Below are 16,156 nucleotides of genomic sequence, written 5' to 3'. Positions count from 1 at the left end.
GAGAGGTAATCGGCATTTGGCTTCACCGTTGAAGCGTAAGCCAGCCGCATTCACCTCTTGGTGATTAGTCGGCAGAAGCGACTTCAAGTCGCGTAAATGATACGTAACCAGATAGCGAGGTCGGCAACGATCTTTTCAGGTCGGTCGTTTGCGCCCTGTCCCGTTTTGGGTGCAGTCGAATCAAAACTCCTCTGTCTGCCGATCTCCTTCAACCTCCTCTGTACCTGCGGCCGCGCCCTAATCAATCCCGTACAACTTCTCAATCCGCTTCTGCTCGGCCTTCGGTAATAAGGGCACCCCGGCCTGGCTGCCGAATACTTGTTGCCCGGTTCTGTTTATCTGGACCCGATCGATCAGCATACGTAACGGAGCTTCGTCTAATTCCCCGGCCTGAACGGCGGCGTGCACCACCGGAAGATAGCGTTCCATCGTCTCGGGCCGGGAATGCTGGATAACGGCCCACATCACGGAATTGTACGCTTCCCCGACCAGCGAGGTGCCCAGGTAGGTGCCGTAGCGGGCGTACAATCCGTCGATCAAACGCTCGTTTTTCCGGTCGAGGGGTGTTTGTTTTTCCGGCTCATACTTGCCTTTGCGGTAACGCTGGTCGTCCTTAGCAATCTCAGCAATTTGTTTCAGCAAGGTCGCATCCAGCTTATTTTCAGCGGCGTAAGTCTCGGGGGCGGGGCGCGGTTTTGCTCCGGCCTTACCGTTGCGCACACAGGTTGCTTCCGCTTCGGCCCATGCGGAAATTAGGTAGTCGGGTATTTTTTTGGACAGAAAACCATCTTTGAAACTGGCGCTGGTCAGGTATTCGCAACTACCATCTGACGCGATAAATTTCTGCCAGGCAAGCCGGATGTCTGCGTCGGATTCCTGTAGTGAAATCAGTCCGGAGAGTACATTGAAATAGTCGGCCCGGTTGAAAGCTCGAGGGTTGTTGTCGGTCTGGCGAACGGTTTCGCGCAAAACCATTGTCCCAAAATCAAAGCTTTTGTCGCTCACGCCCTGGTGTCGCTCTGGAGCATAAGCCAGGACTTGTGCTTCAAAATCATCCGAGGTGAAAAGGGACTGGGCGGACAACATTCCGGTAAGGAGAAATATCAGGGTAAAGATGGTGGTGCGCATCGTTGTATGGGTTTTGATTGGTTTTTCAAAAATAGCGGTAAAGCGATGCGCAATCGGTTAACTCCGGTTAAATAAGGTTATTTCCGGGCTCTGAATTGCTGTCCAGAGACACTATCGGAGGGGGAGGCGTCTCAAACCTGAGCGGTTTCGGTATATTTGCACCTTCAAGAAAAATACTCCCCCTAGTGAGCGACAGCCTCGTAATTATTCCTACCTATAACGAAAAGGAGAACATCGCCAAGATGATCGACACCGTCTTTACGCTGTCTTATCCGTTTCACCTCCTTATCGTCGACGATGGTTCGCCCGATGGAACGTCTGATATCATCAAAGCGAAACAACAGGAATACCCCGACCGGCTGCACCTGCTGCAGCGTGCCGGAAAGCTGGGGCTGGGAACTGCTTACCTCGACGGTTTCCGTTGGGGAATGGCCAAATCTGAAGATTACCATTACTTCTTCGAAATGGATGCCGATTTCAGCCACAACCCTAAAGATCTGGTTCGTCTGCGCGAAGCTTGTCATACCGGTGGCGGAGATGTATCCGTAGGTTCCCGCTACACCAAAGGCGGCGGCGTCGAGAACTGGCCTTTCGACCGTCGCTTTCTCTCGTACGGTGCCTCCATTTACGTTCGCCTGATCACCTGGATGCCGGTAAAGGACTCTACCGCCGGTTTCATGTGCTATACCCGCCCTGTGCTGGAGGCCATCGACTTCGATAAGATCGAGTTCATCGGCTATGCCTTCCAGATCGAGATGAAGCATACTGCCTGGAAGCTGGGTTTCAAAATCGTTGAGGTTCCCATCACCTTTACCGACCGTATCCTGGGCGCAAGCAAAATGCACGGCTCCATCGTGAAGGAAGCGATTATAGGTGTACTCAGTTTGCGCTTCAGGTAGAATGCGCGAATAAGAAGCGAGCAAATATTTCAACCACTCCGGATTAGGTATCGAAATCAGGCCGGTAGTTTGGATATAAGCCAACTCCCGACTCCCGACTCCCGACTCCCGACCAAAAAAAAGCCTCCGCCCAAATGAATGGACGGAGGCTTCTTTATTGGATTAAGATACGGTTCAGAACCGCGCCTTTATCACTGGTCGATGTTCAGTACGCGGAACTCAGTACGACGGTTAACGCGGTGCTCAGCTTCAGAGCAGTTTACGCCGTCAGCACAACGGTTCTTCAGCTGGCTCTCACCGTAACCACGGGTTACGAGACGGCCACGGTTGATGCCTTTGCTTACGAGGTAGTCAGCAACACTTTGTGCGCGACGCTCAGAAAGGCTCTGGTTAGTACCAGCAGAACCTACAGAAGAGGTGTGAGAGTTGATCTGGATGCGGATGTTCGGACGCTCACGGAGGAGGCTCAGTAGGCGATCGTCAACAACACGGCGTGCTTCAGCGTTGAGGGCTGCGCTACCGTTAGCGTAGTTGATAGGAAGAACGTTGTAGCTGGTAAGCTCACAGTCGATTTCTTCGTAGCTGCTAAGGCCACCTTTAGAAGTCATTACTTCTTTAGTGATCTCAGTGTACTGAGCAGGAACAGTTTCGGTGCGAACAGAAGCAGGAACGTCAACAACACGCTTGGTGATGGTTTCGTATACAGGCTCTACGTCGATAGTGCGTACTTCAGCTGGAGTAGCGAGTACTTCTTTACGGTAAGTAGAAGTCTGGCCGGGAACGCGGTCAGTAGAAGTGGTTGCGTCGGTAGCGAGGCGCTGAACTGGAACGGTACGGTACTCAGCTTCGTAAGTACGGTAACACAGTACCTGACAGTCGTTAGGGTTGTCAGACTCACAGCCTTCGTAAGCAGTAGTTTCCCACTGGCTCAGTTCTGGCTTAACGAGAACACGCTCGGTAGCATCGGTGAAAGATGCAGCGCGAACGCTCATAGACTCAGCAGGAGACTGAGACTCGTAAGACATGGTTTCGGTGCGGAAAGTAGCAGGAACGAATTCGTAACGCTTGTAACCTTCTTTTACCATTACGCGCTCGGTTACGGTCTTGTAGGTAGCAGGAACTACAGAAAGACGCTTGTAAGAAGGAGCAGTCTGGATGCGTACGGTTTCAGTCTGGTAAACGTCCGGAGTTACACAGCGTACGTAACACTTGTTTGGGTCTGGGTTAGAAGGGAGCTGCTGGGCCTGCGCGGTGAATGCAGAGAACACCATAGCTACCATAAGAGAAATAGAAAGTCTCATAAAATGATGGTTGTTGATTTAAAAATAAGAGTAGTTGTTTGGTAATATAAGCAGTGAACAAGATGTCGTGTTCGCTACGTATAAAGGAGAAAAGAGCGGATGAGAACAAAATCCAAACAGCGGATTTGTAGTTCCCAAACTGCAATTTGTAAGGATGACGCCGCAAAGATCGGGTTTAATGCCTCATCCTACAAGCAATTAGACTGTAAACACCTTTGTTGGTCACACCTTTGGAGCATTTTTCTTCAAAATAATCAGTTTTAAATGAATGTTAAGGGTGTTATAGCCTGTGTTTTAGGGTGTTACTTAATTTTTAGGCCCTGTTTTTTTTGTCTGAAGCGGGCAAGATCGAAGTTTTGCCTCCGGGAAACGCTTATTTAAGGAGACCATAAAGGTTACTTTTCCTGTCTGCTGGCAGCAAATGAGGTGGCTGGATGCGAGAACGTATTCTGTTTATGTTGAATGTGTTCCCTGGCTTTATTTTTGAGGCAGACATATATACTAAGGAGTCTTAAACCTAACTCCCGTCTTAGGCCTTTACCCGGTATGCAAAGATTTATCCTACTGATCTCACTAACGCTCTTACTTTCGGCATGTATCTCTGAAGGAACGGAAGTCGATAATTCACCATCGCCCTTCTTCGACCTGGAAGGGTACATCGCCGCTGAATCTGCCCGGTTGAGTTCCCTGCGGCCAAAGGTGGAAAAAACTATTACTCTGAACGGTGAGACAGAAGCTAAAGAGATTACTGACATCAACTTCGAAAATGACCTTCGCCTTTTCAAAGAAGCCGACATCAACAAGCCTGCGTGGCACGACAAGTACGATACGAAGGAGAAAACCCTTTCGGCTGGCCACGTAATTACCAGCTACCTGGCCCGCGACAGTAGCCTTACTGTACGAAGACTGATGGTTGAACAAGATCAAAAAGCCACAATAAAAGTTGAGATAGAACGCCATACCGGGTCTGTACTTTCCGATGGGCATCATTTACTTACGTACGAACCGGCACGGGGGTATGAAGTCAGTACCAACCAAACCAATAGGTTTGGAGAAGACGTAAAGGCAAGGATAGTTGTACGGTGGTAAATCGCTTCGGTATCCAACCGTAAAAAAAATGAGGCAGTGCCACCACAGCACCACCTCAGCCCTAACCAAATAAAACCAAATTAAGGAGTAAGGAACAACGGGCTGTTGCCCTTACCGTTGAATCAAAGATAAGGTCTAATTTTAGTAAAGTTTACAAGAAACAGGCTTAAATTTTGACCGAACAAAAATCAGGCCGTTGTTTGCGTCGTAGAATATTCCGTGGCTTTTTTCATTTAAAGAGAAATTAACCATTGCGTTTGTGATGAAATTAAGAATCGTTAATTTCTAATTCGGCCTTAATTGCAAACGTTTTAGGCGTGTCGCAAAACATTGTTTTGCGTAGTCTTTTCAAACCTTATAAAATTCCTAATTCAGCATGAGTGATTTTTATCGACTTCCCGGCAAGCTTCCTGCGGCTTGCTTATTGGTACCGTCTGGTGTCGTAAAAAAAATTCTTTTCTGTCTCTTGATGGTGACAGCTTGCTCCGGAATTTATGGCCAGAACGAAGACGCGTTTGCGATCAGGGAGATTTACGATAAGGCATTGACGGAAGGAGACTGTTATGAATGGTTACACCACTTGTGTAAAGATATCGGTCCCCGTCTGGCGGGCTCACCTGGCGCCGAAGCCGCTGTCTTCAGTATGAAACGGCTTATGGATACGCTCGGGTTCGATACGGTGTACCTCCAGCCGTGTACCGTTCCCCGTTGGGACCGTGGCGCTCCCGCCAGCGGACGCATCGTTAACAATGCCGTTGTCGGGACGGAAAATCTGGACGTGACAGCCCTCGGTAATTCCGTAGGAACCGGTCCCGAAGGCATTACTGCTCCCATCATCGAAGTTTTCAGCCTTCAGGAAGTGGAGCAACTGGGCCGCGATGGCGTAGCGGGGAAGATCGTTTTCTTTAACCGACCCATGGATCCAACTCAGATTCAAACTTTTCGTGCGTACGGAGGTGCCGTGGACCAAAGGGGGAGTGGCCATGTCATAGCCGCTAAATTTGGTGCAAGGGCTACGCTTGTGCGTAGCATGACGACCAGCCTCGACGATATCCCACATACCGGCGCGGTCGCGCCGTCCGAAGATGGTTTTGCCATACCTGCATTGTCCGTTTCTACCAACGGAGCGGAAAAGCTGAGCCGCCTGCTCCGCCAGGGAGAGGTTAGGGTTCACCTGCAGTCTAACGGGCGCAACCTGCCGCCGGTGCAGAGCTTCAACGTGATCGGAGAGGTCCGCGGAAGCGAGTTCCCCGACGAGATTGTACTCGTAGGTGGTCACCTCGACAGCTGGGACGTAGGCGAAGGCGCACACGACGACGGAGCCGGAATCGTACACTCCCTGCAAGTACTACCACTGTGGCAAAAGATAGGACACAAGCCCAAACGGACCTTCCGGTGTGTCTTGTTCATGAATGAAGAAAACGGGTTGGCCGGAGGCCGGGCCTACTGGGCCGCAAGCAACGAAAACAAGGAATTTCACCTCGCAGCGCTGGAGTCAGACAGCGGCGGTTTCACACCGCGCGGCTTCAGCGCGACCGGACGCGAGGACGTTTTTACCGACGACTACCGTAAAATCAATGAATGGCTTCCTCTGCTCGAACCTTACGGACTCGGTTTCACCAGCGGAGGCTCCGGAGCTGATATAAGCGGACTGAAATCGCAGGGAGGCCTGCTGATCGGATTCCGACCTGATTCACAGCGCTACTTCGACTTCCACCACACAAAAACAGACGTTTTTGAGAACGTCAACAAAAGAGAGCTGGAATTGGGGGCCGCCTCCATAACTTCGCTCCTGTACTTAATCGATAAATATGGACTCCGCTAAGACCCAACGAATTCAACTGCACGAACTTCCTTTCCGACCGTTCCTGACGGAAGCCGAAATCAACGAACGAGTGGTAGAGCTGGGCAAAGACCTTGCTGAACGGCTGAAAGGTGGTGACCCGAGCTTCATCGTGATGCTGAGAGGTGCCTTCATTTTTGCTGCCGATCTCATCCGTGCTTCCGGGATGGACGGGGAGATCTCTTTCGTCCGAACCAGCAGTTATAAAGGAACCGAAACCGAGGGTAAGGTGAGAATGCACCTTGCGCCTGAGGCGCAGGCAGTAACGGGCAGAGATGTCGTTCTCATCGAGGATATTGTGGATAGCGGCCTGACCATGCAGGCTTTTCTGCCGGAACTGGAAGCCTTAAACCCGAAGTCGATCACTTTGGTAACCTTGCTGCACAAACCCGAAGCCCAGCGTGTCGACGTGAAGATCGATTTTGTGGGATTCGTCATTCCTACTAAGTTTGTAGTCGGCTACGGGTTGGATTACGATGGCCGGGGAAGGCACCTGGCGGGTATCTGGCAACTGGCGGAAGACTTTTAACACTCGCATATTAACATGTTTATATGCAAAACATGTACCTACAAGAATAAACCATGCTCGCGCTCCGCCCAATTACCCCCGCCGACAACCATATGGTCGCCCACGTCATTCGAACGGTAATGCCGGAATTCAACTGTGTCGGTGAAGGCTATTCCATCAATGATCCCGAAGTTGAGGATATGGCAAAAGCTTACGCGGGGGAAGGCTCCGCTTTCTTCGTCATCGAAGAAGAAGTAGGAGGCCCGATAGTCAGAAACGAGACTTTTTTTGGCACGAATGCAGGTGCAGTGCAGGATTTTGGAGGAGCAGTGATTGTAGGCTGTGCCGGCTTTGCCCCTCTGGCCGGAGGAGACGGAACGGTCTGCGAACTTCGGAAAATGTACATCCTGAAGGAAGCCCGCGGTTACGGCGGCGGGAAACTGCTGATGAACGCCTGCCTCGAAGGCGCACGCGCGGCTGGCTACGAAAAAATTTACCTCGAAACCGTCTCTGCCATGACAACCGCCGCAGAGGTCTACAAAAAGAACGGATTCGAACTGCTCGGCTGGCCAATGGGCGAAACAGGGCACAGCGGCTGTGATATTTACATGGTGAGAGATCTGTAGCAGAACACAGAGATGTGCATCACGAGATGCACATCTTCAAACTCGCATTCTTTCGGGTTGCGGTTTCAACCGTAGTAAGACATTGGCCAATCTCATGCTGTTGCACAAAGAAGATGTCTGGCGGCGGATTATTCCTACCTTAGAAGCCTCTACCCGTTTTAATCAGCTACCCATTTAGGTAGCCGTGAACTAAATCTTCTCACAAAATGAAATATTCATTTTCCCTCCTCCTTACATTGCTCATCACAGCAGGCTTGAGCGCTCAAATTCCCGACACCCTTAAATACAAATCCTTGCCGGACGGCGATTTGTACCTCGAAATTCACTATCCGCCGGGAATGGATACTACAACGTCACCCGTACCTGCCGCAATCTTCTTCTTCGGTGGTGGCTGGAACGGCGGAACCCGAAACCATTTCAAGCCGCAGGCCGATTACCTCATCAACAGAGGAATGATTGCTGTCCTGGCCGATTACAGGACAAAGAAAAGCCACAATGCCTCACCTTTTGACTGCCTGAAAGACGCAAAGTCTGCCGTTCGCTGGCTGCGTACCCGTGGCCCGGATCTCGGCGTTGATACGAGCCGCCTGGCGGTAGGTGGAGGTTCTGCCGGCGGACACCTCGCCGCAGCTACTTCACTCATCTCAGCTTACAACGATGAGGCCGATGACCTTTCGGTCAGCAGCAGCGCCGATGCGTTGCTCCTGTTTAACCCGGTGGTCGACAATGGCCCGGGGGGCTACGGCTTCGAGCGGATAGGAGAGGAGTTCCCGAATTTCTCTCCTCTGCATAATATCCGTAAGGGAGCTCCGCCGACGCTCTTTCTCGTGGGGTCAAAAGACCATCTCATTCCCGTTGCCACCGCAGAATACTACCGAACGGTGATGGAAAAGGTGGGCAGTCGCTGTGAACTCAGTATCTACGAGGGTGGGAAGCATGGCTTTTTCAACCCTCAAAATCCGGAGTTCTTCCAACAGACGATGGTTGAAATGGATGACTTTCTGGTAAGCCTGGGCTTCCTGCCTCCGCCGGAGGAGTAAAACAAAAACAGGGCTGAAGCGATTCCGCTTCAGCCCTGTTCCTTATTTAAAACCATTATTGCACCTGCGTTCGCGCCCCTGAAAAATTTACGGGCGCAGAAGGCTAAAGTGCAGCAACGATCAGGTCGCCCATTTCGTCAGTGCCAACCTGCTCCTTCGGCCGCAGGTCTTCGGTGCCTTTACCAGACTCCAGCACCGTATTAACCGCCTTGCGGATCGCATCTCCCTCCTTCACCAGACCCAGGTGATCCAGCATCATCGCTGCGGAAAGAATGGTTGCGACGGGGTTAGCCCGGTTTTGACCAGCACCCTCCGGCCAGGAACCGTGAATGGGCTCAAACATCCCCACTTCCGAGCCAACACTACTGGAGGGCAGGAGGCCAAGCGAGCCCGCCAGTACACTGGAGGCGTCGGAAAGGATGTCGCCAAACATATTACTCGTCACGATCACGTCGAACTGAGCAGGATTCAGGATGAGTTGCATCGCAGCATTATCGACGAACATGAAACCCAGCTCGATGTCCGGGTAGTCAGCGGCCATCTCGCGGGTTACTTCGCGCCAGAGGCGGGAGCTTTCCATCACGTTGGCCTTATCTACCAGCATCAGTTTACCCCGGCGTTTGCCGGCTGCTTCGAATCCCATTTTAACAATCCGCTCTATCTCCATGCGGGTGTAAAGACAGGTGTCATAGGCCGTGTTACCGTCGTCACGACGGCCTTTTTCACCGAAGTAAATGCCGCCCGTCAGTTCCCTTACGATGAGCATATCCACTCCTTCCATGCGCTCGGGGCGCAGGGGGCTGAGGTGAGTAAGTTCCTTGTATCCTGCTACCGGACGAAGGTTGGCGTACAGCCCCAGTTCTTTCCGCAGGCGGAGGAGACCCTGCTCGGGTCGGACTTTTGCCGTCGGGTCATTATCGAACCGTGGATGACCGATGGAACCGAAAAAGATGGCATCGGAGCGCTTGCAAAGTTCGAGGGTGTCGTCGGGCAGCGGGTTGCCGGTTTGGTCGATGGCAACTGCGCCTACGGGCGCGAAATCGAACTTGAAAGTATGGCCAAATTTATAAGCTACCTGGTTGAGCACCTTAATACCCTGTTTGATTACTTCGGGGCCGATACCGTCGCCGTCGAGTACGGCGATGTTGAAATTAGACATGTTTTTTCTTTTGTTGGTTGGTTAGGGGCAATGAAACGGAAGAAGGGCAGGTGCTCTAACGCTGAAGAAAAATTTTTCCGAAATCCGGTTTCCGAAGAACTATGGGTTTTTCGGATCCGGTCGTAAAGCTTACTTCAGAGAGAAGTCGATCCGTTCCCGCTCAAATTTATCGATCAGGTCACTCTGACTCAGCAGGTAATCGATATCGTCGTAACCGTTGATCAGGCAGGTTTTCTTGTAGCTGTCGATGTCGAAAGTAGAAACAGTACCAGTAGTCTCGTTCTTGAACGTCTGAGCTTCCAGGTCGATAGTAAAAGCCGCCGCGGGGTTGACTTCAATCGTCTGCAGTATTTCGTCGAGGAGGGAAGGCGACACGACCAGGGGAAGGATACCATTGTTAAGTGCATTGCCCCGGAAAATGTCGGCAAAATAGCTGGAGACCACTACCCGGAAGCCGTAGTCGCCGATCGCCCAGGCTGCGTGTTCCCGGCTGGAACCACAACCGAAGTTGGCTCCGGCAACCAAAATCTGACCGGAGTACGTTGGGTTGTTGAGCACGAAGTCTTCCTTTGGCTGGTTCAACTTGTCGAAGCGCCAGTCGCGGAAGAGGTTCTCACCAAAGCCGTCGCGGGTCACTGCTTTCAAAAAGCGGGCGGGGATGATCTGATCCGTATCTACGTCCTCAATGGGCAACGGGACAGCAGAGGAAGTTAATTTGGTGAATGGTTTCATTGGATATTTAGCAAGTTTGATTTAACATCGGTGCGTTTTTCCGGGAGGAAAGCAGCCGGACGTTTATAGGTAGGTAGCAATTGGGTTTAGTATTCAGCAGCCGCGTTGCGGCTGCAACAACGATCAGATCAATTCACGCACATCCGTTACCCGCCCGGTGATAGCGGCGGCCGCAGCGGTGAGGGGGGAAGCAAGGATCGTCCGTGCGCCAGGTCCTTGTCGGCCTTCAAAGTTTCTGTTGGAGGTCGATACGCAGTATTTCCCGGCGGGGACTTTATCTTCATTCATCCCGAGGCAGGCCGAGCAGCCTGCTTCCCTGAACTCGAACCCGGCAGCGATGAGCTTCTGGTCGAGGCCCTCGGAGATGGCCTGCTTCGATACCTGCTGTGATCCCGGTACAACGATGGCTGTTACTCCTTCGGCAACCTTGCTGTTTCCGACGAGGCCGACTACAGCCCTCAGATCCTCGATCCGCGAATTGGTGCACGAACCGATGAATACGTAGTCGATGGGGTGGTTTTCGAGCTGTTTGCCGGCTTCCAGCCCCATGTATTTCATGGCCTTATCGATGCTCGCTTTGTTATGAACCTCAGAACTCACGGGAATCGCTTCCTTCACACCCATGCCCATACCCGGGTTGGTGCCGTAGGTCACCATCGGGCTGATGTCTTCGGCTTTGTAGTTGAGTTCGACGTCGAACTGAGCGCCCTCTTCGGTCGGAAGGGAACTCCAGTAAGCGACGGCTTCGTCCCAATCTTTGCCTTTAGGGCTGAATTCCCGGCCTTTCAGGTAATCGAAAGTGGTTTGGTCGGGAGCGATGAGGCCACCACGGGCCCCCATCTCGATGCTCATGTTGCAGATCGTCATACGGCCCTCCATACTGAGTGCACGGATCGCTGAGCCAGCGTATTCCACGAAATAGCCGGTTCCGCCTCCGGTGCCGATCTGACTGATGATGTAAAGAATAATGTCTTTGGCCGTAACGCCGGGAGCGAGGTCGCCATCAACGTTGATCCGCATCTTCTGGGGTTTGGTCAGCAGCAGGCATTGGGTAGCCATCACTTGCTCTACCTGGCTGGTGCCGATGCCGAAGGCAATCGCGCCGAAGGCACCGTGGGTACTGGTGTGGCTGTCTCCGCACACCATCGTAATGCCGGGGCGGGTGATGCCAAGCTCGGGGCCAATCACGTGAACAATGCCCTGGTAAGGATGACCAAGGCCGTACAATGAAACCCCGAATTCCGCACAGTTCTCGGTGAGCATTCGCACTTGCTTGGCGCTGAGAGGCTCGGTGATCGGTTTGTGCTGATTAATGGTGGGCACATTGTGGTCTGCAGTAGCAACAATGCGGTCTTTGCGCAGCAGGGGAAGCTTGCGCCGGCGCAGGCCGTTAAAGGCCTGCGGGCTTGTAACTTCGTGGATCAGGTGGCGATCGATATAGAGCACCTGATTGCCACCGGGAATTTCGGTGACTACGTGAGCGTCCCAGACTTTGTCGAATAACGTTTTTGGCATGATATAATTGGGGCTTAAATCTTGTTCCGACAAAGGTAGAAAACCGGACGGCGTTATCACTAACGTATTTAAAGTGTTTTACGGCGCGGACGCGGGTGCAGTGTTTGGTAAATGAGCAGTAATCGTTGGGCAAACGACAAATCTGCGATCTTCGGTAAACGCCCTGCATGGCTTTTATTCATTGGCAATGAGGGGGTTTATGCTTCGGGAAAACCGGCTGTGCACCTGCGTCCGCGCCCAGAAAGACTATTGGTAATCCACGGGAACCGACAATGAGAAACTACCTTTGCCGGCCTAATCAATCTTACAAAAAATGCTTTCCCGATTCATCGTTTTTACTCTCATTTGCCTGCCTCAATTCCTTGCCGCCTGGGGGGCAAACGGCCACCGCATCGTAGCGCAAATCTGCTACGATAACCTCAATCCTGCTGCCCGTGTCCGCGTGGACAAAGCCCTTGGCGACAACTATCTGACCCAGGTTGCTAACTGGCCGGATTTTATCAAAGCCGAAAAAGGATGGGATTTCGCAAAGCCATGGCACTATATGACGGTAAATACAGACCGGACCATTGCTGATGTAACCGATTACAACGGATCAAACCCCGAAATCAACGACGTTCGCGAAGGAATCGAACTGATGACAGGCATCCTTAACGGTGAGGCTGGTGCCCGCGAGAAAATGACAAAACTGATGAAAGAGAATCGGGTGGAGCCTCTGGCCGGCTCACTGGATGCGACGGCACTGGCTTTCCTGATTCACTTTATCGGCGATGTGCACCAGCCAATGCACGTTGGTAAAAACCGCGATCAGGGCGGCAACAAAATATCAGTTATGTACTTCGGGGAGCGGAAAAACCTTCACTCCATCTGGGATTCCGGCATAATCGAGCACGAAAAGCTCAGCTACACTGAATTTGCTGCTTTTGCCGGTATCCACACCCGCGCCCGCAAAGCGGAATGGGAGAATGCTCCGCTCGATGAATGGATCGGAGAGTCGATTCAGCTGCGCGAAAAACTTTACAACACACTCTATGACCGCACTGACCGGGAGACCGGCCTGCCTGATTTCTCGTGGAGTTACCAGCACGATTTTCTGCCAATCGTCGAAGAACGCCTGGCTGCAGCGGGTTACCGCGCAGCAGCGCTGCTAAACAGAGTGTTTGGCTAGTTTTCCGGTTCCACGGAACTAAATGCGGTAGCGAAGAATAGACAGAAGTCGTATCTTTGTCAGGAGTTTTATTTTAGGAGGCCCGTTGCACCGGGCCTCCACCGTTTTCCCCTTTAAACCAACATAGCACTTTATGCGCCGTCAATTTTATGTCCCCGAAAACCCGGGAGGACACCCCCTACTGTGCGTTTGGCCGCCAAAAGGGCCGCTATCCCTGCTGCTTCGCATTTTGATTCCGGGCTTCATTTTTTGCCTTGCCTCCTCTTCGCTGGCCGGGCAAGACGCAGCTCCTGCTTCAGAATTCAAGCCTCCCGTCACCCGCTGGTGGCTCAACACGTACGCCAACGTTCGTCTGTCTGATCGTCTCTTCTGGGTAGCACAAACCCACTTGCGGCGGACGGAGTCTCCTTCTTTGGATTTTGCCGGCCAGTGGGCGCAGATTTACAATCGCCATGCCTTGAGTTACCTCGTCGACGATCACTTTAGTGTAAGTCTGGGCGGGGTGCTGCGCATCAACTTCAACGGAGACCAGGACGAACAGAACGAACAACGCACCGTACCGGAGTGGCGAATCTGGCACGAGTACCTCTGGGCGCAACATTTGTGGCGTGGTAAAGTGTACCACCGTGTGCGCCTGGAGCACCGCTGGACGCGTGGCTACGAAACGAACGCCGAGTGGAAATTCCGCAACCGGTGGCGCTACATGTTTGCCCTGAAACAACCGATTAACCGCAAACACCTCGAGGTGGGTGCTTTTTACTTCGGCCCCGAAGTAGAACTGATCATGCAGAGCGGTAAGTCGGTAGTTGGCGATCCGCTCGAGGATCTGCGGTTGCACGGCTCTTTTGGCTATATCGCCAGTACGCAGGTGCGCGTTGCCGCGGGGCTGATGTATTCGTTCGGGCAGGTTGCGGATGATCTAGGATTGTACAAACAGAACATTACGCTTAGAACACACGTGTATTATACTCCGGACTGGCGGGCCACCAAACGGAAATTGCCAGGAATCCATCTACGAGAATAATCTTGAAAAATACCGAACCATTTATGTTGAAATCAAAAGCCACTCTTCCCCTCCTGCTGGCCCTGCTCGGTGCGTTGGGATACATCGTATTTACCCATCAGGAGATCAGCCAGGAGCGGGCGAGGCGCCTGGAGCTCACTCAGGACAGTATCAGGCTTGCCGAAAGATTGGTCGCTTACACCAGTCTGGCGACAGCGGACAGCCTGTTTCACGCCGGGCGCTACGCCCCGGCCCGCGAAGCTTACCAGAAATTGATGGCTGATGACAGCTTCTCGTTATTTGCGGTCTATCTGCCGGAACGAATGGCACACGCAGGGCGGTTGTTGCGTAGGAAGCAGCAGCCGGATACTTTTCAGCAGCGGCTGCTGCGGCCCGTTGCTGCGTCTGCAGTAGAGTTGTTGCCTTCCGTCTTACCAACTCCGGTCAGCCCTCTCCAGCCAGATGCCTCTGCGTACGATTCGCTGGGCCTGCTGCTGCGCCAGGCCGAGGGACAGGTCCGGGATCTAAGGGCGCGCCTTCGCCAAACAACCGGGGCCAACTACCTTACTTTTCGTAGCAGAGAGAACAACGAAATCTACTACGTTGGTGAAATTTCTGAAGGCAAAGCCAATGGCAGAGGAGTAGCCTTGCTCAGTACCGGCAGCCGGTACGAGGGGGAGTGGAAAGACAATCAAAAACATGGCATGGGTACGTTCCATTGGTCAGATGGAGCCCGTTATGAAGGAGAGTACGAAAATGATAAACGTTCTGGTGAGGGGAGTTACTATTTCCCCGAAGGAGGAGTGTACGCCGGCGGCTGGAAAGATGACCTGCGTCATGGCCAAGGCGTATTTACTAACGCGAAGGGTAAAATTGTAGCACAGGGGATCTGGCGTAAGGATGAACTGGTGGAGTGATCCTCCGTGAGTATCCCCTGTGCTTACGAAGCGTGATTAAACCGCAGAGGTTGAAATCATATCTTCGAGGTCTGCATCTTCTACTTCCTTCTTGCCATCGGCGACGATAAGGAATTCCTCGTAGAGAGAGTCAAGCTGAACTTTAGTGACGTTATGTCCCAGGTTCTTGAAACGGTAAGCCAGTGCTGCACGACCACTGCGTGCGGTAAGAACGATACGTGACTCATCAACGCCTACTTCTGCCGGGTCGATTATCTCGTAGGTATCACGGCGTTTGATTACCCCGTCCTGGTGGATGCCGGAGCTATGCGCAAAGGCATTGTCTCCTACTATGGCTTTATTGGGCTGAACTACCATCCCCATACTTTCACTGACGAGGTGGCTGGTTTCGAGCAGCAATTTGCTGTTGATGTTGGTGTGCATACCGAGGTGTTCATGCTGGCGCATGATCATCACGACTTCCTCGAGCGCGGTATTGCCCGCCCGCTCTCCGATGCCGTTGATGGTACACTCGATCTGGCGGGCACCACCCATCGCTCCTGCGATGGAGTTGGCGGTAGCCAGGCCAAGATCATTGTGGCAGTGGGTGCTGAGGGTACATTTGTCGATTCCGTTGACGTTGTCGCGCAGGAAAGCGATTTTCTCCATGTACTCATTCGGCAGGCAGTACCCGGTGGTGTCCGGAATGTTAAGTACAGTGGCTCCGGCGTTTACAACAGCCTGGATGACACGTGCGAGAAATTCGTTGCTTGTGCGCCCGGCATCTTCGGCGTAGAACTCGACGTCTTCGACGAAGCTCTTAGCGTACTTGACGGCGTCTACTGCCCGGCGGATGATCTCGTCGGGTGTAGTCCGCAGCTTGAACTGGATGTGACTGTCGGAAGTCCCGATACCCGTATGGATGCGGGGCCGTTTGGCGGTCTTGAGTGAATCGGCAGCCACTTCGATGTCCTTTTTTACTGCGCGGCTGAGCGCGCAGACGACAGGAGCAGACACGATGCGTCCGATTTCCCGGACGCTCTGGAAGTCTCCAGGGCTGGAGATCGGGAACCCGGCCTCAATTACATCGACACCCAACAGCTCAAGCTGACGGGCAATGACGAGCTTTTGAGCTGTGTCCAGCTTACAGCCAGGAACCTGTTCCCCATCGCGGAGAGTGGTGTCGAAAATCTGAATTTGATTGGTTTTCATATGCGGTTATGCCCCGGTTTGGTGGGCGTTTCTATCT

15 protein-coding genes are annotated in these 16,156 nt (G+C 52.6%); 9 read left to right on the top strand and 6 right to left on the bottom strand.

Annotated elements, in window-relative coordinates:
* Nucleotides 1-237: 237 nt before the first annotated feature.
* Nucleotides 238-1,128 carry a hypothetical protein gene (locus tag FUA23_RS12105; protein ID WP_147931009.1) on the bottom strand — a complete coding sequence of 297 codons (891 nt, stop codon included), beginning with the start codon at nt 1,126-1,128 and terminating at the stop codon, nt 238-240.
* Nucleotides 1,129-1,313: 185 nt separating this feature from the next.
* On the opposite strand from FUA23_RS12105, the gene FUA23_RS12100 reads away from it, so the two are divergent.
* Nucleotides 1,314-2,027, top strand: coding sequence for a polyprenol monophosphomannose synthase (locus tag FUA23_RS12100; protein ID WP_147931008.1), 714 nt, complete (start codon nt 1,314-1,316; stop codon nt 2,025-2,027).
* A gap of 191 nt (nt 2,028-2,218) precedes the next feature.
* On the opposite strand, the gene FUA23_RS23250 is transcribed toward FUA23_RS12100, so the two are convergent.
* Entirely contained in the window at nt 2,219-3,328 is a 1,110-nt protein-coding gene (locus FUA23_RS23250; RefSeq protein WP_319923264.1) for an OmpA family protein, read from the bottom strand.
* A 546-nt stretch (nt 3,329-3,874) separates the two neighbouring features.
* Between FUA23_RS23250 and FUA23_RS12090 the strand changes: the two genes are divergently transcribed.
* The 5 genes from FUA23_RS12090 (at nt 3,875) to FUA23_RS12070 (ending at nt 8,434) form a co-directional block, all read left to right on the top strand.
* Complete coding sequence (locus tag FUA23_RS12090; protein ID WP_147931007.1) at nt 3,875-4,417, top strand: hypothetical protein; 543 nt, start codon at nt 3,875-3,877, stop codon at nt 4,415-4,417.
* Between the two features lie 376 nt (nt 4,418-4,793).
* Nucleotides 4,794-6,242 carry a M28 family peptidase gene (locus tag FUA23_RS12085; protein ID WP_246144179.1) on the top strand — a complete coding sequence of 483 codons (1,449 nt, stop codon included), beginning with the start codon at nt 4,794-4,796 and terminating at the stop codon, nt 6,240-6,242.
* Entirely contained in the window at nt 6,229-6,789 is a 561-nt protein-coding gene (gene hpt, locus FUA23_RS12080; RefSeq protein ID WP_147931006.1) for a hypoxanthine phosphoribosyltransferase, read from the top strand. Before FUA23_RS12085 ends, hpt begins: the two co-directional genes overlap by 14 nt.
* Before the next feature lie 53 nt (nt 6,790-6,842).
* Nucleotides 6,843-7,394 (top strand): GNAT family N-acetyltransferase, encoded by a 552-nt coding sequence (locus FUA23_RS12075; protein WP_147931005.1) that lies wholly within the window; start codon nt 6,843-6,845, stop codon nt 7,392-7,394.
* Nucleotides 7,395-7,600: 206 nt separating this feature from the next.
* Complete coding sequence (locus FUA23_RS12070) at nt 7,601-8,434, top strand: alpha/beta hydrolase (protein ID WP_147931004.1); 834 nt, start codon at nt 7,601-7,603, stop codon at nt 8,432-8,434.
* 103 nt (nt 8,435-8,537) lie between these two features.
* On the opposite strand, the gene leuB is transcribed toward FUA23_RS12070, so the two are convergent.
* From leuB to leuC, 3 genes are all read right to left on the bottom strand, one after another.
* Nucleotides 8,538-9,593, bottom strand: coding sequence for a 3-isopropylmalate dehydrogenase (leuB, locus tag FUA23_RS12065; protein WP_147931003.1), 1,056 nt, complete (start codon nt 9,591-9,593; stop codon nt 8,538-8,540).
* Between the two features lie 129 nt (nt 9,594-9,722).
* Entirely contained in the window at nt 9,723-10,325 is a 603-nt protein-coding gene (gene leuD / locus FUA23_RS12060; protein ID WP_147931002.1) for a 3-isopropylmalate dehydratase small subunit, read from the bottom strand.
* A gap of 123 nt (nt 10,326-10,448) precedes the next feature.
* On the bottom strand, nt 10,449-11,840 hold the full coding sequence (gene leuC / locus FUA23_RS12055; RefSeq protein WP_147931001.1) for a 3-isopropylmalate dehydratase large subunit: 1,392 nt from the start codon (nt 11,838-11,840) through the stop codon (nt 10,449-10,451).
* Between the two features lie 313 nt (nt 11,841-12,153).
* Between leuC and FUA23_RS12050 the strand changes: the two genes are divergently transcribed.
* From FUA23_RS12050 to FUA23_RS12040, 3 genes are all read left to right on the top strand, one after another.
* Entirely contained in the window at nt 12,154-13,008 is an 855-nt protein-coding gene (locus FUA23_RS12050; RefSeq protein WP_147931000.1) for a S1/P1 nuclease, read from the top strand.
* 133 nt (nt 13,009-13,141) lie between these two features.
* Nucleotides 13,142-14,032, top strand: coding sequence for a DUF2490 domain-containing protein (locus tag FUA23_RS12045; RefSeq protein ID WP_147930999.1), 891 nt, complete (start codon nt 13,142-13,144; stop codon nt 14,030-14,032).
* A gap of 23 nt (nt 14,033-14,055) precedes the next feature.
* Nucleotides 14,056-14,928, top strand: coding sequence for an MORN repeat-containing protein (locus FUA23_RS12040; RefSeq protein ID WP_147930998.1), 873 nt, complete (start codon nt 14,056-14,058; stop codon nt 14,926-14,928).
* Between the two features lie 36 nt (nt 14,929-14,964).
* Here the strand turns inward: FUA23_RS12040 and FUA23_RS12035 are convergent, their stop codons facing one another.
* Entirely contained in the window at nt 14,965-16,119 is a 1,155-nt protein-coding gene (locus tag FUA23_RS12035; protein ID WP_147930997.1) for a 2-isopropylmalate synthase, read from the bottom strand.
* Between the last annotated feature and the right edge of the window lie 37 nt (nt 16,120-16,156).

Origin of the sequence: Neolewinella aurantiaca, from assembly GCF_008014675.1 — a bacterium.
Lineage (GTDB): Bacteria > Bacteroidota > Bacteroidia > Chitinophagales > Saprospiraceae > Neolewinella > Neolewinella aurantiaca.
The sequence above is the reverse complement of the archived record's forward strand: the minus strand, read 5'-3'. Positions and strand labels throughout refer to the sequence as shown.